Origin of the sequence: Streptomyces sp. NPDC001634, from assembly GCF_040298185.1 — a bacterium.
Lineage (GTDB): Bacteria > Actinomycetota > Actinomycetes > Streptomycetales > Streptomycetaceae > Streptomyces.
Genome location: NZ_JBEOZU010000135.1, coordinates 1 through 18551 on the forward strand (window position 1 = coordinate 1; position 18551 = coordinate 18551).

Genomic DNA, 18551 nt, shown 5'->3' on the forward strand with positions numbered 1-18551 from the left:
GACCGGGCCCGCGCGGCGGTGGCGCCCGCGGGCGGGCTGCGCCTGGGCACCAGCACGGGGCTCGGCACACACCTGGACCGGGTGCTTGCGGCCTTCGCGCGGCGCCTGCCGGACGTCCCCGTCGAACTGGTCGCGCTGCCCACGGAGCAGCGCCTCGCACAGGTCGCGGACGGGCGGCTGGACGCCGCGTTCGTACGGGCCATGGAGCCGGTGCCGGGCGTACGGATGCTGCCGCTGTGGTCCGACCCGCTGGTGGCCGCGCTGCCCGCCGGGCACCCTTTGGCCGCGCGGGCGGAGATCGCGCTGGACGAGCTGGCCGGGCTGCGCCTGAGCATCACCGCGCGCGCCCACAACCCGGCCCTGGTCGACCTGGTGGTCGGCGCGTGCCACGCGGCCGGGTTCGAACCGCTGCCGGGGCCGGTGTCCGGCTCGCTCCAGGACACCCTCGCCACTATCGGCAGCCGACCGTTGTGGACCGTGGTGTACGCCTCCCACGCCCGCGTGCTGCACAGCCCTCGCGTGGCCTTCGTACCGTTCACGGCGCCGGGTCTCGCGCTGCCGACAGGGCTCGCCGTCAGGGCGTCGGCCCCGCCGCCGTACCTGGACGAACTGCTCCTGGCCTGCGGCGATCACGAGGACTGATCGCTGCGGTCGCGATCTGCTCCTTGGCCGGTGGCGCCCCGCGCGATGGACTGGACCCGTACCGACCGAGCGGTCCCAAGGGCCGCCGTTCACCAGGGAGTTCAGTCATGCCCATCGTCACCATCCAGCAGGGTCCGCGCGATGTCGAGCTGAAGCGGGACCTTGTCAAGCGTGTCACCGACGCCTTCGTCGACGCGTACAGGATCCCGGCCGAGACCGTGCAGGTGTGGATCCACGAGGTGCCGGCGGACAGTTGGGGCGCCGCAGGGAAGCTGACCGCCGACAAGTAGGAGGGCGGGCCACGAGCCGGATCGGGGGACCGGCTCGCGGCCCCGGGACCGGCCTGCGGTCCGGGAGATTGGAAAGGGGGCGTTGCGGGCCGCTCGTGGAGGCCCGCAACGCCCCCCGGTATTCACCTGAGTCGTACTCAGGAGTCGTGGGGCGACTATGAGTCGATCTGCTCGGTCACCAGGTCCGAGAAGGTCGTCAGCCGGGTGTAGACGCCGGGCTTGCCGGCCTCCGCGCACCCGTCGCCCCAGGAAGTGATGCCTGCCAGGACGCCCCCGATGAGCAGGGGACCGCCGCTGTCGCCCTGGCAGGTGTCGACGCCGCCGGAGGAGTATCCGGCGCAGACCATGTCACTCGCGATGTAACGGGACCCGTACGAGCTCTTGCAGCTGGAGCTGGAGACGATCGGCACGGTCGCCGTCCTCAACTGGTTGGAGGAGCTGCCGTTCTCGCTGGTGGTGCCCCAGCCGACGACGCGGGCGGTGGTGCCGGCCGCGTACACGCCGGTGTTCGAGGAGGAGACGTACGAGGCCGTGGTGTACGGCATCGACGCCGAAAGCGTCAGCACGGCCACGTCGTTGCCCTGTTCGGCATCCGTGTAGTCGGGGTCCACCCAGATGTCGCTGACGTGGCGGACCGTTCCGTTCGTGCCGTTGAGGTAGGTACGGCCGCCGATGACGCGGATGCCGCTCGCGGTCTCGTCGACCACACAGTGGGCGGCGGTGACGACCTTCGTGGCGGAGACGAGAGTGCCGCCGCAGAACTGGTTCTGTGAGGCGTCCGTGATCTGCATCATGAACGGGTACGCGGTCGTCGTGGTCGTCGAGCCGCCGACGATCGGTTGCGGCGCGGCGACGGCGCTGGGTGCGCCCAGCAGCACGGTCGTGGCGGCGGCAGCGGTCGCTATGGCGGCAGCGACGGACTTTCTCGCGCGGTCGAGCCCGAACATGAGTCTCCTCAAGGGGGTTGCCGGTGGGGGGTCGCACGGGTTGGTCGTGCACCGGGGATGGGGCCACCCCCTGCTCGAGCGAAGCCGAGAGCTTGGGGGAGGGACCGACCCCGGTGTGCCCGGGCGAGCGGCACACCCTTACGCTAGAAGCCGGAGCGGTCCCTTCCCAATGAGGGAACCCCCTAAGGGAGTTGGGCAGGGAAAACCCTCGGTCTCCGCGCGTATAACGACGACCGAGGGTGTCGTGGGCGGCTGATCAGCCCGAACGGTGTCCCGCCGCGAGGCGCACGATGTCCACGCGTGAGCGGATGCCGAGCTTGCGGTAGACCCGCGTCAGCGTCGCCTCCACGGTCTTCACGCTGATGAACAGGCGTGCCGCGATCTCCCGGTTGGTCGCACCCTCCATGACCAGCGCGGCGACCTGCCGTTCCGTCGCGGCCAGGGTGTCGAGGGCCGCCGCGGCCAGGGGCGGCTGGGCCGGGCCGGTCACCGTGGCCGTCTCCACCTGGCGCAGCCAGGGCATCGCGCGGCAGCGGCGGAAGAGACGGGACGCCTCGTCGTACGACGTCGGTCCCGGCCGCTGGGTGCGCAGATCCGCCAACGCGTAGGCCGCCCGCGCCTCCTCCAAACCGTAGCCCAGCTTCGCCAGCCGGTCCTGAGCCGACGTCAACTGTCTTTCGGCGGCCTCGGTTTCGCCGCGCGCCGCGCGGATCAGCGCCTCTGCCCGGTCCAGCACCGCCAGCACGCTCTCGCGCCCGAGCCGCAGTGCCCGGGTGCGGGTGGCGTCGATGACGTCCTGCGCCTCGCCCGGCTCGCCGATGCGCACCAGGGCCTCGGCCAGGTCGCCCTGCCAGCGCCCCCGTGCCGGATCGGTGACCCCGAGGCCCTCCTCCAACTCCCGTACCCGGCGCAGGGATCCCACCGTCCCCGCCGCGTCCCCGGCCACCAGCTGGGCGTGTCCCAGCGCGGCCAGCGCCCGCGACAGGTACACCACGTCGCCGTCCTCCTCGGCGCGTGCCACGGCCTCCCGGGCCAGTGTCAGCGCCCGGTCGACCTCGCCGCCGGCGGCCTCCGCGAGCGAGGTGAGCATGGCGCTCGCGGCCTCCCCGATCCCGGTGTCCCGGGCCAGTCTGAGGCTCTCCCGCGCCAGGTCCAGGGCCCGCCCGCAGTGCCCGGCGCGCAGTTCCGTCTCGGCGAGGCCGCGCAGGAAGTGCACCTCGGCCTCGACCATGCCGCGCCGCCGCACCTCGCGCAGGAGTGCGCTGATCGTCTTGCGTGCCTCGGCCAGCTGGTCGCTCATGATCAGCCAGCGGAACCGTGCGGCGCCCGCGCCGTTGTGGTCGCACGCCACCCGGGGGTCCTGGGGCTCCTTCAGCGCCCGCTTGATGGTCGCGGGCGCGTCCGGATGCCCCATCAGCGTCTCTATCTGAGCCTGGAAGGCCAGCGCCAGCAGTTCGTTGCGCCGGTCATCGGCACGGGCCGCCAGGTCGGCGGCGAGCGCGCTGTCCTCCCGGGCCCGTTCGAAGTCCCCCTCGACGAGCAGGGCCCGCCAGGCGAGCTGGTAGTGCACGAGGGTGAGCAGCCCCGGATCGTCGCCCGCGTCCGTAAGCGCCTGTGGGAACACCGCGTCGACCTCGGCCATCGCGTGCCCGGCGGCGTCGATCACGACCATCCACGCCCGCACCCGGTCCGCGGGCTCGGTCGCGTGTGCCAGTACCTCGTGGGCGATGTCCCGGGCGAAGTCGGTCTCCCCGGCGGTCAGCGCATCCTCGGCCGCCTGCAGCCGCCGCTCGTCCGGACCGGGCACCGTGTCCGCCGGGGTGTGCCGGGCTGCCAGCAGCCCGAGCCCCGCCGCCACCGAGGGTGCGCCCCGGTCCCGGGCGACGGCCGCGGCCTCGCCGAGCCCGGCGGCCACCCGGGGGTCCGTTCCGGTGCTCGCCAGCGCGAGATGCCGGGCCCGCTCGATCGGATCGGAGGCCGCGGTCGACAGCGCGGCGTGCGCGGCCCGCCGCTCCTGTGCGCTCGCCTGTGCGTACAGTGCGGCCGATATGAGGGGGTGCGCGAAGCGCAGGCCCGGTGCGTCCCGCTCCGTGACGAGCAGCCCGAGCGCGGCGGCCTGCGCGGTCTCCGCCTCCGCGTTCTCCCGGCCGGCCGCATGCAGCAGAGCCAGCGTGGGCCGTGCACCCGCGCTCGCCACCAGCAGCGTGCGGCGCGCCTCCACGGGCAGCGCCTCCAGCCGGTTGAGCACCAGCGCGCGCAGCGAGGTCGGCACGGGCAGTGGCTCACCGGGGCTCGGCGGCGTCGGGCTCTCGGCGAGGGCGCGGCCGAGTTCCAGCGCGAAGAGCGGGTTGCCGCCGCTGGTGCGGTGGATGTCCCGGACGGTGGAGCGGGGCAGGCCGGTGTAGACGCGGTGGTCGAGGAGGGCGGCGACCTGGCCGCGTGAGAGCGGGTTCATCCTGACCGCGAGCGTGTCCGGCGGGGAGGCGCTCAGATAGCGGTCGTGCTCCTGGCCCTGCGGTTCGGTGTCGGTGCGGACCGCGCACAGCATCTGCACGGGCGTACCGCCGAGGCGCCGCGCGGCGAAGCCGAGGAGTTCGGCGCTGGCCGGATCCAGCCACTGGAGGTCGTCGGCGACGATCAGGACGGGTCCGCGGGCGGCGAGCGCGCGGAGGGTGGACAGGACCGCCAGTCTGAGCGCGAGTCCGTCCCGTTGCAGCGTGGACTCGCCGCGGCCGGTGAGCGCGGACTCCAGGGCGGTGCGCTGTGGGGCGGGCAGCCGGTCGGCGACCTCGTCCACGACGAGACCGAGCAGGTCGGCGAGGGCCAGGAAGGGGAGGTGGGATTCGGACTCGGTCGCCGAGCAGCGCAACACGGTGCGGACCGCTTCGCCGTATTCCGCGGCCAGCGCGCGCAGGACCGTCGACTTTCCTATTCCGGCCGGGCCGTGCACCAGCACACTTCCCCCGCCGGTGAGCTGCTCGCGCGCACCGGCGAACAGGTCCTCCCGGCCTATGACCAGGTCGGGGCGGGGTCTGGCAGGCTCCTGGAAGTCCCGTCGCACGGTCACCGCTCCCCTCCGTGTGTCGCGTCCCGGCTAATATTAGGCAACCAGCCTTTGAAATTCGGACAGACCGCGTGGTGAGGGAAATAACAAGAGCGCGGCACATGTGAATTCAGAGGGCTGCCGCATGAATGGCGCACCGACAATCAAGAGGAGCGCAAAAAGGGCGGGTGGGTGGTAATCCGCCGGGAAGTGGCACGCCGGACCGGCCCAAGGCCGACGCGGCCTCATGGCAGGACCCCGGCCCGCCGCGCCGCGACCACCGCCTCCCACCTCGTATGCGCGCCCAACTTCCGCATCGCCGAACGCAGATACCCCTTCACGGTCTCCGGCCGCAGCCCCAGCCGCTCCGCGGCCGCCGCGTTGGTCGAGCCCGTGGCCACGCACGACAGGATGTCCACCTCCCGCGGTGACAGCCCCGCGGTCCGTGCCGGGTATCCGGGGGACGCGGCGCCCGCCAGGCGCCCGCACACCTGGAGGAGTTCGGCCCGCAGCGCCGGGTCCTCGACGCGCTGGGCCAGCGCCCGCAGCGCACCGTGGGCCTCGCGGACCTGCTCCCAGGCCGCGCCGGACGGCCCCGCGGGTTCCCGTACGGCCGTCAGCAGCGTACGCGCCTCGTCCCGGGCCACCAGCGCCTGCTCCACGTCCCGCGCCACCTCCACGGCCGCGCTCAGCGTGCGGTCGCCCAGCGGTCGCGCCGTCCGCAGGGCGCCGTACAGCACACCGCGCACCCGGCGCCTTACGACCACCGGGACCGCGAGTACGGACCGCAGGCCTTCGGTCGCCACCGCCAGGTCGTACTCGTGGCTGATCTGCCGGGAGGCCGAGTAGTCGGTCACCGCGCACGGCCGGGCCAGCGCCACCACCTTGCCGCCCAGGCCGTTGCCGGAGACGACGGCGAGCGAGCTGAGCGCCGTCGTCGCGTTGCCGCTGAGTTCGCTGATGCGTATCTGCGGCCGGCCGGACTCCACCAGGCCACCGAAGGCGACCGGCAGACCCGTGGCGCGCCGCAGCCGCATCAGGGCGCTCCGCACCTCCACCGCCTCGGCTGCGTCAGCTGCCACGTGCTCGCCCCCTCGTCGCGGCGCACCCCCGTTCGGGGGTGGTGAGACCTGCATCACCGATTACACGATGTTAAGTGGCTGTCCGGCAATGAGGAGGACACATGACGGCGAACACCGACGCGACGGAAGCGTTCCGGACCGCGCGGGACTTCCTGCTGGCCCACCGTGAGGACTACGCCACGGCGTACGAGGGCTTCCGCTGGCCGCGTCCGGCGTACTTCAACTGGGCGCTCGACTGGTTCGACGTCATTGCAGAGGGCAACGACCGCACCGCTCTGCACATCGTCGAGGAGGACGGCGCCACCACCCGGCTGACCTTCGCCGAGATGTCCGAGCGCTCGAACCGGGTTGCGAACCGGCTGCGCGAGTGGGGCGTGCGCGCCGAGGACCGCATCCTGGTCATGCTCGGCAACCAGGCCGAGCTGTGGGAGACCGCGCTGGCCGCGATCAAGCTGCGCGCCGTCGTCATCCCGGCCACCCCGCTGCTCGGCCCCGCGGATCTGCGCGATCGCGTCGACCGCGGCCGGGTCCGGCACGTCGTCGTACGTGCCGAGGACACCGCCAAGTTCGACGAGGTGCCCGGACGCTACACCCGGATCGCGGTCGGGGGCGCCCCCGAGGCCTGGCGGGCGTACGAGCAGGCGTACACCGCCGACGCGGACTTCGTGCCGGACGGGCCCACCCACGCCGACGACCCGCTGATGCTGTACTTCACCTCGGGCACCACCGCCCGCCCCAAGCTGGTCGAGCACACCCATGTGTCGTATCCGATCGGCCACCTGGCGACGATGTACTGGATCGGCCTCGAGCCCGGGGACGTGCACCTGAACATCTCCTCGCCGGGCTGGGCCAAGCACGCCTGGTCCAACCTCTTCGCCCCGTGGAACGCGCAGGCGACCGTCTTCATCCACAACTACACGCGCTTCGACGCCGCCCGGCTGATGGCGGAGATGGACCGTGCGGGCGTCACCACCTTCTGCGCCCCGCCGACCGTGTGGCGCATGCTCATCCAGGCCGATCTCACCCAGCTGCGCACCCCGCCGCGCGAGGCGGTCGCCGCCGGTGAGCCGCTCAATCCCGAGGTCATCGAGCAGGTGCGGCGCGCCTGGGGAGTGACCATCCGGGACGGCTTCGGGCAGACCGAGACGGCCGTGCAGGTCTCCAACAGCCCGGGCCAGCCGCTGAAGACCGGCTCGATGGGCCGCCCCAGTCCGGGCTTCCGGGTCGAACTCCTCGACCCCGTGACCGGGGCGCCGGGTGCCGTGGAGGGCGAGATCGCCCTCGACCTGTCCGATCGGCCCGTCGGTCTGATGACCGGCTACCACGGTGACGCGGACCGTACAGCGGAGGCGATGGCGGGCGGCTATTACCGGACGGGGGACATCGGCTCGCGGGACGAAGAGGGGTATATCACCTATATCGGGCGGGCCGACGACGTCTTCAAAGCCTCCGACTACAAGATCTCCCCCTTCGAGCTGGAGAGCGTGCTCCTCGAACACGAGGCGGTGGCCGAGGCGGCCGTGGTGCCCGCCCCGGACGAACTGCGCCTCGCCGTCCCGAAGGCGTACATCGTGCTCGCCGCGGGCTGGGAGCCCGGCCCGGACACCGCGAAGGTCCTCTTCGAGCACTCCCGCGAGGCCCTCGCCCCGTACAAGCGCATCCGCCGCCTGGAGTTCGGCGACCTGCCCAAGACCGTCTCCGGCAAGATCCGCCGGATCGAACTGCGCGAGGCCACGGCCGCGGGCTCCGAGTGCGAGTACCGCGAGGAGGACTTCCGGTGAGCGAGCTGTCGTACACACACGGGACGAGTACGACGCCGCTCCTCGGCGACACCATCGGGGCCAACCTCGACCGGGCGATCGCCGCGTACCCCGACCGCGACGCCCTGGTGGACGTACCCTCCGGACGCCGCTGGACCTACGCCGAGTTCGGCTCGGCCGTCGACGACGTGGCGCTCGGGCTGCTCGCCAAGGGGGTGCGCAAGGGTGACCGGGTCGGCATCTGGGCGATCAACTGCCCCGAGTGGGTGCTGATCCAGTACGCCACCGCCCGCATCGGCGCGATCATGGTGAACATCAACCCCGCGTACCGCGCCCATGAACTGGAGTACGTGCTGAAGCAGGCCGGGATCTCGCTCCTGGTCGCCTCCCTCGCCCACAGGACGAGCGACTACCGTGCGCTCGTCGACCAAGTGCGGGGCCTTTGCCCGGAGTTGCGTGAGACGGTCTACATCGGCGACCCCTCCTGGGACGCGCTCACAGCGGGCGCGGCTTCGGTGCCGTACGAGCAACTGGACTCCATCGCCGGTGAGTTGAGCTGTGACGACCCGGTCAACATCCAGTACACCTCCGGCACCACGGGCTTCCCGAAGGGGGCCACGCTCTCCCACCACAACATCCTCAACAACGGCTACTGGGTGGGCCGTACGATCGGCTACACCGAGCAGGACCGGGTGTGTCTGCCGGTGCCCTTCTACCACTGTTTCGGCATGGTGATGGGCAACCTCGGCGCCACCTCGCACGGCGCGTGCATCGTCATCCCGGCACCGTCCTTCGAGCCGGCGGCCACGCTGCGGGCGGTGCAGCAGGAACGCTGCACCTCCCTGTACGGCGTGCCGACGATGTTCATCGCCGAGCTCGATCTGCCCGACTTCGCGACATACGACCTGTCGTCCCTGCGCACCGGCATCATGGCGGGCTCGCCCTGCCCGGTCGAGGTGATGAAGCGGGTGGTCGCCGAGATGCACATGGAGGAGGTCTCCATCTGCTACGGCATGACGGAGACCTCGCCGGTGTCGCTGCAGACACGGATGGAGGACGACCTGGAGCACCGCACCGGAACGGTCGGCCGGGTCCTGCCGCACATCGAGGTCAAGGTCGTCGACCCGGCGACCGGCGTGACCATGCCGCGCGGCTCGGCGGGCGAGCTGTGCACCCGCGGCTACAGCGTGATGCTCGGCTACTGGAACGAGCCCGAGAAGACCGCGGAGGCGATCGACCCCGGCCGCTGGATGCACACAGGGGACCTGGCGATGATGCGCGAGGACGGCTACGTCGAAATCGTCGGCCGGATCAAGGACATGATCATCCGCGGTGGCGAGAACATCTACCCGCGCGAGATCGAGGAGTTCCTGTACGCGCATCCGAAGATCGCCGACGTCCAGGTCGTCGGGATCCCGAACGAGCGGTACGGCGAGGAGGTACTCGCCTGCGTCATCCCGCGCGACCCCGCCGACCCGCTGACGCTGGAGGAACTGCGCGCGTACTGCGAGGGGCAGCTCGCCCACTACAAGATCCCGAGCAGGCTCCAGCTCCTCGACTCCTTCCCGATGACGGTCTCGGGGAAGGTGCGCAAGATCGAGCTGCGGGCGAACCATGCGGAGCAGGCGTAGGCCGCTGCGCGGTGCGGGTGCGGGCGGCTGCGCGGTTCGGGCGCAGGCCGTGGAAAGGTTCAGGGCCGGTCGGCGGCGAGTTCGTCGGCCGGGCTGTTCACCGGCTGCGGCGTGCCGGTGAGGTCGAGGACGAAGAGCGGGACGCCGAGGCGGTCGGCGGCGGTACGGGCGTCGTCGGCGTAGCCCGCGAGTGAGAAGCAGGCGCAGCGGGCGGACTCCGACATGGCGGTGAGCCACAGGCACTCCACGTCCCGCAGCGAGGCCGGGCGCACCGAGGGGTCCACCTGCGCCAGGATCCCGCGCGCCGCGAGCCCTATCCCGTTCGTCGGCCGCTGGTCGGCGCGCCGGATGTCGTGGTAGCCGAGCCACCGCAGAAAGAGCGCCGCGGCTGTGACGGCGTCCCGCGCGCTTCGGATGGTCACGGGCTGGAATGCGGTACGGGGCCAGGCCCGGCTGTCGTCTTCGTCGTACCCCGGGATCTCCATCGCCTCCTCGTGTGCCTGCTCGCCCGTAACGCCTCCGTCCGGGGCGTCGTCCAGGTCCGCCGGGAGGGAGCGACGCAGCGGTCGGAGTATGCCACTCACCGGGATCCGGAGGATCGTGCCGCACGGGCAGCCGAGTTCGGGCTGCGGCCACTGGTCCTCGCGGCCGCAGATCTCGCAGGGGACAGTGACCCAGTCGTCGGTCCAGGTGCGATGGGTGACCACGGAGGGCGCGGAGAGCCGGTTCAGCGGCGGGGTGACGGGGGAGCCGCACACGCACGGGTACGTCGGCGCCGCGTAGAGGTGTTCACGCCGGCATATCGGGCAACGCACCGGCACGGTCTCGGACATGACCCCCTCCACCCCATCACGTCGGGACAAGGTTCCATCGTGCTCCTGCGGGCCCCGGCTTGTCCTTCGCTTGGTCCAGCACGGCCCGCCGGGTTGCCCTCTCTTGACGCTCTTCTCCCACCCACCTACATTGCTTCCAAATAGCAGAAACAATTTTCCGTATTACGGAAGTGTGCTCACCGCGGGGCGCGACGGGAGCGCGAGTCCGACAGCCGAAGCAGGAGTACTCAATGGCTCGTATGACCGCTGCCCGCGCGGCAGTCGAGATCCTCAAGCGTGAGGGCGTCAGCGACGCGTTCGGTGTCCCGGGCGCGGCGATCAACCCCTTCTACGCGGCTCTGAAGGCCTCCGGCGGTATCCATCACACCCTCGCGCGCCATGTCGAGGGCGCCTCCCATATGGCGGAGGGCTACACCCGTACGCACCCCGGCAACATCGGTGTCTGCATCGGCACGTCCGGCCCGGCGGGGACCGACATGATCACCGGGCTCTACTCCGCGACCGGTGACTCGATCCCGATCCTCTGCATCACCGGCCAGGCGCCGACCGCGGTGATCCACAAGGAGGACTTCCAGGCCGTCGACATCGCGTCGATCGCGGGGCCGGTCACGAAGATGGCCGTCACCGTGCTGGAGGCCGCGCAGGTTCCGGGCGTCTTCCAGCAGGCCTTCCATCTGATGCGCTCGGGCCGCCCCGGCCCGGTCCTCATCGACCTGCCGGTCGACGTGCAGCTCACCGAGATCGAGTTCGACCCGGAGACGTACGCGCCGCTGCCGGTCTACAAGCCGGCCGCGACCCGCGCCCAGATCGAGAAGGCGTTCGCGCTCCTGAACGCCTCCGAGCGCCCGCTGATCGTCGCCGGCGGCGGTGTCATCAACGCCGATGCCGCCGAACTCCTTGTCGAATTCGCGGAACTGACGGGTATTCCGGTCGTGCCGACCCTGATGGGCTGGGGCGTCATCCCGGACGACCACGAGCTGAACGCGGGCATGGTCGGCCTGCAGACCTCGCACCGCTACGGCAACGCGACCTTCCTGGAGTCCGACTTCGTCCTCGGCATCGGCAACCGCTGGGCCAACCGCCACACCGGACGGATCGACGTCTACACCGAGGGCCGCACCTTCGTCCACGTCGACATCGAGCCCACCCAGATCGGCAGGATCTTCGCCCCCGACTACGGCATCACCTCCGACGCGAAGGCGGCGCTGGAGCTGTTCGTCGAGGTGGCACGGGAGTTGGGGGCGGCAGGCCGGCTCCCCGACCGTGGCGACTGGGCCGCCGCGGCGCAGAGGAAGAAGGCGACGCTCAAGCGCCGCACGCACTTCGACAACATCCCGATCAAGCCGCAGCGTGTCTACGAGGAGATGAACAAGGCCTTCGGCCCGGCGACCCGGTACGTCACCACCATCGGCCTCTCGCAGATCGCGGGCGCCCAGATGCTGCACGTCTTCAGGCCACGGCACTGGATCAACTGCGGCCAGGCCGGCCCGCTCGGCTGGACCGTCCCGGCCGCGCTCGGCGTCGCCAAGGCCGACCCGGAGGCGTCCGTGGTCGCCCTGTCCGGCGACTACGACTTCCAGTTCATGATCGAGGAGTTGGCGGTCGGAGCCCAGCACAGGATCCCGTACGTCCATGTCCTGGTGAACAACTCCTACCTGGGCCTCATCCGCCAGGCGCAGCGGGCGTTCGACATGGACTTCCAGGTCAATCTGGAGTTCGAGAACATCAACTCCCCGGAACTGGGCGTCTACGGCGTCGACCATGTGAAGGTCGTCGAGGGACTCGGCTGCAAGGCGATCCGGGTGACCGACCCCAACGAGCTGGGCGCCGCCTTCGAGCAGGCCAAGAAGCTCGCAGCCGAGTACCGGGTGCCGGTCGTCGTGGAGGCGATCCTGGAGCGCGTCACCAACATCTCCATGTCGGTCACGAACGACATCGGCGACGTGGTCGAGTTCGAGGATGACGTTTAGCCGCCGCCATGGCATCGACGTGCCGATGTGGCAAGGTGCAGGTCACTACGAGGAGCATCGCGACCCGTTCGGACCGCTCCACGCTCCAGAACCGGTTCGAACTGTCGGCGTCACCAACGGTCTTGTCGTTGGACCCGCTGACGCCGAATCGGCAGGAGGTAGCACGTCACTCACCGCCCCGGCGCTGACGGCTTGTCGGTCGTGCCCGGCGCCGGCGCCTGCCGCCCCATCGTGCTCGCTCGTGGGATGAGCCGGTGCGGGGTCCGGATCTCCATGCCGGGGACCGGTGTTGAGCTGCCGATCCGCTTGAGCAGTCGCGCCACCGCCGTCTCGGCGATCAGCTTCTTGTCCGGCGAGACCGTGGTGACGGGCGGGTTCGAGTAGCGGGCGTCCTCGATGTCGTCGTAGCCGACGATGGCGACGTCCTCCGGAACGCGCAGTCCGTGCGAGGCCAGCGTGTGCAGGGCGCCCAGGGCGCTGTAGCAGAAGACCGCGTCCGGAGGTTCCTCGAGGTCCAGCAGGTGGGCCATGGCGGTGGCGCCGTCGGAGCGGTTGAAGCGCGGGGTGGAGATGACGAACTCCTCCCGGACGGGTATGCCGGCCCGCTCGTGGGCCAAACGGTAGCCGCGGGTGCGCAGCTGGGCCGCCTCGCCGGTGCGGTAGGGCTGGTCGCCGATTGCGGCGACGCGGCGCCGGCCGAGAGCGAGCGGGTGCTCGGTGGCCTCCCGGGAGGCGGTCACGTCGTCGATGCCGATGTGGTCGAAGGTGCCGTCGCTCACCCGCTCGCCGAGCACGACGAGCGGGAGGCTCGCGTCGCGCTCGGACAGGTCGGACTGGGCCAGACCCAGAGGGCTGAAGATGACGCCGTCGAACAGCAAGTGCTGGGAGCCGCCGCTGAGGAACAGCTTCTCGTGCTCCGCGTCGCCGTCGGTCTGGTCGATCAGGACGTTGTACCCCTGCACGCGCGCCGCGCGGATGATGCCCTGCAGCAGTTCGGCGAAGTAGGGCGTGTCCAGGTACGGAACGACCACCGCGATCTGGCCCGAGCGCCCGGCGGCGAGGTTGCGGGCCAGCACGTTGGGCCGGTAGCCGAGCTCGTCCACGGCCTGCTGTACGCGGGCACGGGTGGCCTCGGAGACCGGCGCGTAGCCGTTGACCACGTTGGACACAGTGCGGCTGGAGACGCCGGCCAGCGCCGCGACGTCGCGGCCTGGCTGGAGTACTACAACGGCGACTACTACCTGATCACCACCTCCTTCACGAATGAGATGTTCATGCGCAAGTCCCCCACGCTCGCGGGACTGAGCACCGCCCCGAACGTGCTGATCTGGCACGACGACACCTCGGGCCGCAACGCGAACTGGAGAGCGCCGGCACCGATCCGATGGGCCCGTACACGTACAAGAACGAGCTCGCCGGTTCGAACCTGGACCCCGGTGGCTGGCTGATCGACGCGAGCGTCCTGCAGTACAACAACAACCTCTACCTGGTCGGCAGCGGTTTCATCGGTGGCAGTGCGCAGAGCCTGGTCATCGCCCCGATGTCCAACCCGTACACGCTTGCCGCCACGACGTTCACCGTCATCTCCAGCCCCACCTACGACTGGGAGAGGAACTCGGACGGCACGCCGAACTTCGGCACCCCGGTCGCTCTCGGCGCGACGCTGCCCGGCACGTCCGGCGAGACGGCGGCCACCCCGACCGCGTACAACCTCGTCAACCGGCACAGCGGAAAGTGCCTGGACGTGTCCCAGGGCAACACGGCCCACGGCACCGACGTCATCCAGTGGACCTGTAACGGCGGCGCCAACCAGAAGTGGACCTTCTCCGATCCGGGCAACGAGACCAACCGCCTGACCAACGTTGCCACCGGCAAGGTGCTCGACGTCAACAACTGCGGCACCGCCGACGGCACCAACATTCAGCAGTGGAGCTGGTTGAACAGCAACTGCCAGAAATGGCGGCTGGTGTACACCCTGACCGACTACGTGCGGCTCGTGAACGTGAACAGCGGCAAGGGCGCCGACGTGGCGAACTGCGGCACGGCCGACGGCGCTGATGTCCGTCAGTGGACCTGGCTGAACAACGACTGCCAGCTCTGGCAGCTCAAGCCCGTCTCCTGACGCCACACGAGCGGCGGTGGCCCTGGCTCCTCGTGGGCCCCGGGTCACCGCCGTGCGTCCTCGCCCTGTTTCCAGCCGTGACCGGCGTCCGGCATGCTCCCTGCATGCGGATGACCGTCCCCACCTCACTCGGCGAGATCGCCATACGCGCGTACGGCGCCCCCGACGCCCCCGCGTTGCTGCTCCTGCACGCCAACCCCGGTGACGGCCGGGACTACGACGCGGTCCTGCCGGCCCTCGCGGACCGCCACCGCACCTTCGTACTGGACTGGCCGGGCTACGGGGACTCGACGGCGCCACACCCCGGGCGGGTCACCCCGGAAGGGCTGGTGGGGGCGGCGGAGGCGGTCCTGGACGCGCTCGCGGCAGAACAGGGCGTGCATCGCATCGCCCTGCTCGGCAACAGCGTCGGCGGGTACGTGGCCTGCCGCCTGGCCGAGGGCCGTCACGCGGGGGCGGTCACGGCGCTGGTCCTGGTCGACCCGGCGGGCTTCACCCACCAGAACGCGCTGACGCGCTGGTTCTGCCGCGAGGTCATGGGCCGCCCGGACCGCGCCCGCCGACTGGTGGTCCCCCTGGCCCGCGCATACCTGGGGGCCCTGCGCACCCCGAGCGCACGGGCGACCTACGACCGGGCGCGTCAACTGCCGCGCCGACGCGAGCAACTCCAGGTCCACTGCGCGCTGTGGCGGGGCTTGGCGGCCCCGGAGTTCGGCATCGGGAACCCGGGCTCTCCGGAGGCCCCCGTCCTGCTCCTGTGGGGCACTCGTGACCCGGTCGTCCCGGCGGCGCTGGACGGCCGCCGCGCACAACGTTCCCTGCCCGCCCACACGGTGGCCGTACGCCTCCCCACGGCCCATGAGCCGTACAACGAGCGCCCGGATCTCTTCCTGCGGCACACTCTGCCGTTCCTGAAGGACGCCATGGCCGCGGCCCGCCCCCACGGGCCGCTTCCCCCGGCCTGACCCCCGTGCGGGGCCCGCCGCCCCCGTGCCGGCGGGCCCCGTGTGCCGAGAGTGTGCCCGCGTGCGGGGGGAGTTGAAGCCTTGCGGCCGGTGTTCAGAGGTTGTTCTGAGGGTTGCGTAGGCAGCGTACGTCCGCTTGTGCAGACGTTCTCACTCGACCTCGTGCTCCGACAGCCCCGGCCAGTCCTCGGGCCCGCCGCCCTGCCACTCGACGATGTCGCTGTCCTCGATCTCGATCCGGTCCAGATCGGCCAGGCGCAGGATCTCGACGACGTCGTCCAGGTGGGTGGCGAGGCCCAGGGTCACGTCGCCCTCGGTGACCCGCCGCGATCCGTCCAGTGCCGGGGCGTGCACAACGATGTGCGGATACTGCGGTGACTGTTCCATGCCTTCAGGCTCCTGCCGCCTGGCCGGATCCGCACCCCGGAAACGCCGGAAACGGCGGAAAGAACGAGAGTGCCGGGAGTGCCGGACACGGGACGTTCCGTGTACGGCACTCCCGGCGTGGGAGGGACCGCGGCGGCCGCGACGGCTCCGACGAGACCTTCCCTCACGTCGGGAAGGCGGCATCGGGACCTTTACCACCGCACTGGCTCGCCTTCCGCCGCGGTCGGTCGGTTCCGGGCGGCGCCCCCGCCTGGGCGCGACAGGACAGATGTCGGCGACGGCGCCGCCCGGAGGTCTCGAAAGGGTCAGACCTGGGTGCCGGACAGGCGCTCCACGGCCCGCAGCAGTGCCGAGTGGTCCAGGCCGCCGTCGCCCTGCGCGCGCAGGCTCGCGACCAGCTGGGCGACCACGGCCCCCACGGGCAGGGCCGCCCCGACGGCGCGGGCCGCGTCCGTGACGATGCCCATGTCCTTGTGGTGCAGGTCGATGCGGAAGCCCGGCCTGAAGTCGCGGTTCAGGAAGTTGTCCTTCTTGCGCGTCAGCACGGTGGAGCCGGCGAGGCCGCCGCCCAGGACCTCCAGGGCCGCCTTCAGGTCCACGCCCGACTTCTCCAGGAAGACCACGGCCTCGGCGCACGCCTGGATGTTCACGGCGACGATCAGCTGGTTGGCGGCCTTCACGGTCTGGCCGGACCCGTGCGGGCCGCACAGCACGATGGTCCTGCCCAGCGCCTCGAAGATCGGCTTCGCGGCGCCGAAGTCGGCCTGCTCACCGCCGACCATGATCGACAGTACGGCCTCGACGGCACCGGCCTCGCCGCCGGAGACGGGGGCGTCGAGGACGCGGATGCCCTTGTCCTCGGCGGCCGCGGCCAGGGCGATCGAGGTCTGCGGGGTGATCGAGGACATGTCGATGAGCAGGGCGCCGGGCCTGGCGTTCTCCAGGATCCCGTCCGGTCCGTACGCGACCGCCTCGACCTGCGGGGACGCGGGCACCATCGTGATGATCACGTCGGCGTCCCGCACCGCCTCGGCGATCGAACCTGCCGCGGTGCCGCCCGCGGCGGCCAGGCGGTCCAGCTTCTCCTGTTCGAGGGTGAAGCCGGTGACGGCGTAACCCGCCTTGATGAGGTTCTCGGACATGGGGGAGCCCATGATGCCGAGGCCTATCCACGCGATCTTGGGGAGGGTGTTGCTCATCGGGAGTGCCTCTCTCACTGCTCTGCGGTGTCAGGGGGTCAGCGCGCTTCGCGCGGGAGCCACTCGAAGGCCTCGGAACTCGGCCTGTCGCCCGGCTTGTACTCCAGGCCGACCCAGCCGTCGTAACCGGCCTTCTTGAGCTGGTCGAGCAAGTCGTCGAGCGGGAGCGAGCCCGTTCCCGGCGCACCACGGCCCGGGTTGTCGGCGATCTGCACATGGCCGGTCTTCGAGGCGTACCGCTCGATCACCGCCGCCAGGTCCTCGCCGTTCATCGACAGGTGGTAAAGGTCCATCAGGAAGCGGGCGTTGCCGAGGCCGGTCGCCTGGTTCACCTTGTCGACGATCCCGACCGCGGCAGGCGCCGACACCAGCGGGTAGCGCGGCGACTCGGGCCGGTTGAGCGCCTCGATCAGGAGGACCGCCCCGATCCGGTCGGCGGCGCGGGCCGCGAGCTCCAGGTTCTCCAGCGCCAGCGCGTCCTGCCCGGCCGGGTCGACTCCGTCGACGCGGTTGCCGTACAGCGCGTTCAGGGCCGTGCAGCCCAGTGACCCGGCGAAGTCCGCCGCCACGTCGACATTGGAGCGGAACCTCTCCGACTCCTCACCCGGCAGCGAGAGGGCGCCGCGGTCCGGGCCCGGCAGCTGCCCGGCGTAGAAGTTCAGGCCGGTGAGCTGTACTCCCACGTCCTCGATCGCCTTCTTGAGGTCGTCGAGCCGGGACTGCTCCGGGGTGGGGGAGTCGACCCAGGGCCACCACAGCTCGACCGCGGTGAAGCCCGCCGCGGCGGCGGCCGCGGGGCGCTCCAGGAGCGGGAGTTCCGTGAAGAGGATCGACACGTTGACGGTGAGGCGCTGGTCTGCGAATCCCATCCGGGCGGCGCTCCTATTCCGTATTGCGAAAGTTGCTTTCTGCTTTACGGAAAGCCTGCCGCTGGTTCGTGAAGGCTGTCAAGAGCGCGCACGAAAAAGCGCCCCCACGCGAGCTGCGCGGGGGCGCTTCCAGGGGAGGGCAGGCTTCCTCCGGGCGCCGGTTCAGAGCGCGTCCACGGCACTCACCTTCCAGCCGGCGGAGGTACGGGTGATCGTCATCCGTACCCGGTTCAGATCGAGGCGGGACCCCGACACCTGGGTGCTCTGCGTGACCTGGTTGACGAACAGCAGGACGACGGCCCTGTCGGGCGCCGCCGACACGACCGAGGCTGTCGCCACCGTCGCCTTCACCACACCGTGGTACTTCGCCGCGGTCGGACCGACCACCGTCTTCGTGGTCTTGAGGTACTGGTCGCGGAAGGCGCCGGTCAGGCAGGCGCGGGCCCGGGTGAAGTCCCGGTCCAGATGCCGGTAGTCGTACGACAGCACGATCGGCGCCGCCCTGCGTGCGGCCGCGAGCGCCTCGCCTCGCGCCTGTTCCGCCCGTCGCCCCTCCCGGTCCTGCCACCCGAGTACGGCGACGGCGACCAGGCCCGCCACGAGCACGACGCACAGCACCGCGGTGAGCACGGCGGTTGGCAGCCTCCGCCCCGGCCGCGGCGCGGGCGCGCTCTCCTCCGGCTCCTTCTGGGTGGATCGGGGCGACGGCTCCGGCGGGTCTTCCCAGCCGCCCGCCGGGGCCTCGATGAGCAGGGTGCGCCCGGCGTCCTGCTCATCGTGCTCGGGGTGCGCCGGCCGCTGGGCGCGCTTG

Annotated in this window: 15 protein-coding genes and 1 pseudogene; 7 read left to right on the top strand and 9 right to left on the bottom strand. The window is 71.1% G+C overall.

Features of this window, described 5'->3' with window-relative positions:
- Together ABT186_RS44460 and dmpI are read left to right on the top strand one after the other, a co-directional pair.
- The coding region (locus ABT186_RS44460) for a LysR family substrate-binding domain-containing protein (protein ID WP_351930069.1) at positions 1 to 642 on the top strand (642 nt) is incomplete at its 5' end.
- Positions 643 to 749: 107 nt separating this feature from the next.
- A complete protein-coding gene (gene dmpI / locus ABT186_RS44465) occupies positions 750 to 932 on the top strand; it encodes a 4-oxalocrotonate tautomerase DmpI (protein WP_265565712.1) in 183 nt (60 codons plus the stop codon).
- 155 nt (positions 933 to 1087) lie between these two features.
- Here the strand turns inward: dmpI and ABT186_RS44470 are convergent, their stop codons facing one another.
- The 3 genes from ABT186_RS44470 to ABT186_RS44480 all read right to left on the bottom strand — a co-directional run bounded on the left by ABT186_RS44470 (position 1088) and on the right by ABT186_RS44480 (position 6004).
- Positions 1088 to 1879 (bottom strand): S1 family peptidase, encoded by a 792-nt coding sequence (locus tag ABT186_RS44470; RefSeq protein WP_351930071.1) that lies wholly within the window; start codon positions 1877 to 1879, stop codon positions 1088 to 1090.
- A gap of 256 nt (positions 1880 to 2135) precedes the next feature.
- Positions 2136 to 4946: a helix-turn-helix transcriptional regulator gene (locus ABT186_RS44475; protein WP_351930073.1), complete on the bottom strand. Its 2811-nt coding sequence runs from the start codon at positions 4944 to 4946 to the stop codon at positions 2136 to 2138.
- A 221-nt stretch (positions 4947 to 5167) separates the two neighbouring features.
- On the bottom strand, positions 5168 to 6004 hold the full coding sequence (locus ABT186_RS44480) for a helix-turn-helix transcriptional regulator (RefSeq protein WP_351237312.1): 837 nt from the start codon (positions 6002 to 6004) through the stop codon (positions 5168 to 5170).
- A 101-nt stretch (positions 6005 to 6105) separates the two neighbouring features.
- On the opposite strand from ABT186_RS44480, the gene ABT186_RS44485 reads away from it, so the two are divergent.
- Both ABT186_RS44485 and ABT186_RS44490 read left to right on the top strand, forming a co-directional pair.
- A complete protein-coding gene (locus ABT186_RS44485) occupies positions 6106 to 7785 on the top strand; it encodes an AMP-binding protein (RefSeq protein WP_351930075.1) in 1680 nt (559 codons plus the stop codon).
- Positions 7782 to 9395, top strand: a complete 1614-nt coding sequence (locus ABT186_RS44490) for an AMP-binding protein (RefSeq protein ID WP_351930077.1) — start codon at positions 7782 to 7784, stop codon at positions 9393 to 9395. Before ABT186_RS44485 ends, ABT186_RS44490 begins: the two co-directional genes overlap by 4 nt.
- Positions 9396 to 9454: 59 nt before the next feature.
- On the opposite strand, the gene ABT186_RS44495 is transcribed toward ABT186_RS44490, so the two are convergent.
- Complete coding sequence (locus ABT186_RS44495; RefSeq protein ID WP_351930079.1) at positions 9455 to 10228, bottom strand: hypothetical protein; 774 nt, start codon at positions 10226 to 10228, stop codon at positions 9455 to 9457.
- A 230-nt stretch (positions 10229 to 10458) separates the two neighbouring features.
- On the opposite strand from ABT186_RS44495, the gene gcl reads away from it, so the two are divergent.
- The gene (gcl, locus tag ABT186_RS44500) at positions 10459 to 12198 is read left to right on the top strand and encodes a glyoxylate carboligase (protein ID WP_351930081.1); all 1740 of its coding nucleotides are present in this window, start codon (positions 10459 to 10461) and stop codon (positions 12196 to 12198) included.
- 170 nt (positions 12199 to 12368) lie between these two features.
- Here the strand turns inward: gcl and ABT186_RS44505 are convergent, their stop codons facing one another.
- Entirely contained in the window at positions 12369 to 13367 is a 999-nt protein-coding gene (locus tag ABT186_RS44505) for a LacI family DNA-binding transcriptional regulator (protein WP_502973517.1), read from the bottom strand.
- 42 nt (positions 13368 to 13409) lie between these two features.
- Here ABT186_RS44505 and ABT186_RS44510 point away from each other — a divergent pair.
- A pseudogene (locus ABT186_RS44510) lies at positions 13410 to 14320 on the top strand (RICIN domain-containing protein); the annotation flags it as partial.
- A 104-nt stretch (positions 14321 to 14424) separates the two neighbouring features.
- On the top strand, positions 14425 to 15285 hold the full coding sequence (locus ABT186_RS44515; protein WP_351229063.1) for an alpha/beta fold hydrolase: 861 nt from the start codon (positions 14425 to 14427) through the stop codon (positions 15283 to 15285).
- 150 nt (positions 15286 to 15435) lie between these two features.
- Here ABT186_RS44515 and ABT186_RS44520 read toward each other — a convergent pair whose 3' ends face one another.
- The 4 genes from ABT186_RS44520 to ABT186_RS44535 all read right to left on the bottom strand — a co-directional run.
- Entirely contained in the window at positions 15436 to 15672 is a 237-nt protein-coding gene (locus ABT186_RS44520; RefSeq protein ID WP_351229061.1) for a hypothetical protein, read from the bottom strand.
- Positions 15673 to 15977: 305 nt separating this feature from the next.
- On the bottom strand, positions 15978 to 16871 hold the full coding sequence (locus tag ABT186_RS44525) for a 2-hydroxy-3-oxopropionate reductase (protein WP_351229059.1): 894 nt from the start codon (positions 16869 to 16871) through the stop codon (positions 15978 to 15980).
- Between the two features lie 38 nt (positions 16872 to 16909).
- Positions 16910 to 17740 carry a TIM barrel protein gene (locus tag ABT186_RS44530; RefSeq protein ID WP_351930083.1) on the bottom strand — a complete coding sequence of 277 codons (831 nt, stop codon included), beginning with the start codon at positions 17738 to 17740 and terminating at the stop codon, positions 16910 to 16912.
- Positions 17741 to 17902: 162 nt separating this feature from the next.
- The coding region (locus ABT186_RS44535) for an Rv1363c family protein (protein WP_351930085.1) at positions 17903 to 18551 on the bottom strand (649 nt) is incomplete at its 5' end.

What these genes read in the sequence shown, in the direction of transcription:
- dmpI (WP_265565712.1), top strand. Translation starts at nt 750, where the DNA reads ATGCCCATCGTCACCATCCAGCAGGGTCCGCGCGATGTCGAGCTGAAG.
- ABT186_RS44470 (WP_351930071.1), bottom strand. Translation starts at nt 1,879, where the DNA reads ATGTTCGGGCTCGACCGCGCGAGAAAGTCCGTCGCTGCCGCCATAGCG.
- ABT186_RS44485 (WP_351930075.1), top strand. Translation starts at nt 6,106, where the DNA reads ATGACGGCGAACACCGACGCGACGGAAGCGTTCCGGACCGCGCGGGAC.
- ABT186_RS44495 (WP_351930079.1), bottom strand. Translation starts at nt 10,228, where the DNA reads ATGTCCGAGACCGTGCCGGTGCGTTGCCCGATATGCCGGCGTGAACAC.
- gcl (WP_351930081.1), top strand. Translation starts at nt 10,459, where the DNA reads ATGGCTCGTATGACCGCTGCCCGCGCGGCAGTCGAGATCCTCAAGCGT.
- ABT186_RS44515 (WP_351229063.1), top strand. Translation starts at nt 14,425, where the DNA reads ATGCGGATGACCGTCCCCACCTCACTCGGCGAGATCGCCATACGCGCG.
- ABT186_RS44520 (WP_351229061.1), bottom strand. Translation starts at nt 15,672, where the DNA reads ATGGAACAGTCACCGCAGTATCCGCACATCGTTGTGCACGCCCCGGCA.
- ABT186_RS44525 (WP_351229059.1), bottom strand. Translation starts at nt 16,871, where the DNA reads ATGAGCAACACCCTCCCCAAGATCGCGTGGATAGGCCTCGGCATCATG.
- ABT186_RS44530 (WP_351930083.1), bottom strand. Translation starts at nt 17,740, where the DNA reads ATGGGATTCGCAGACCAGCGCCTCACCGTCAACGTGTCGATCCTCTTC.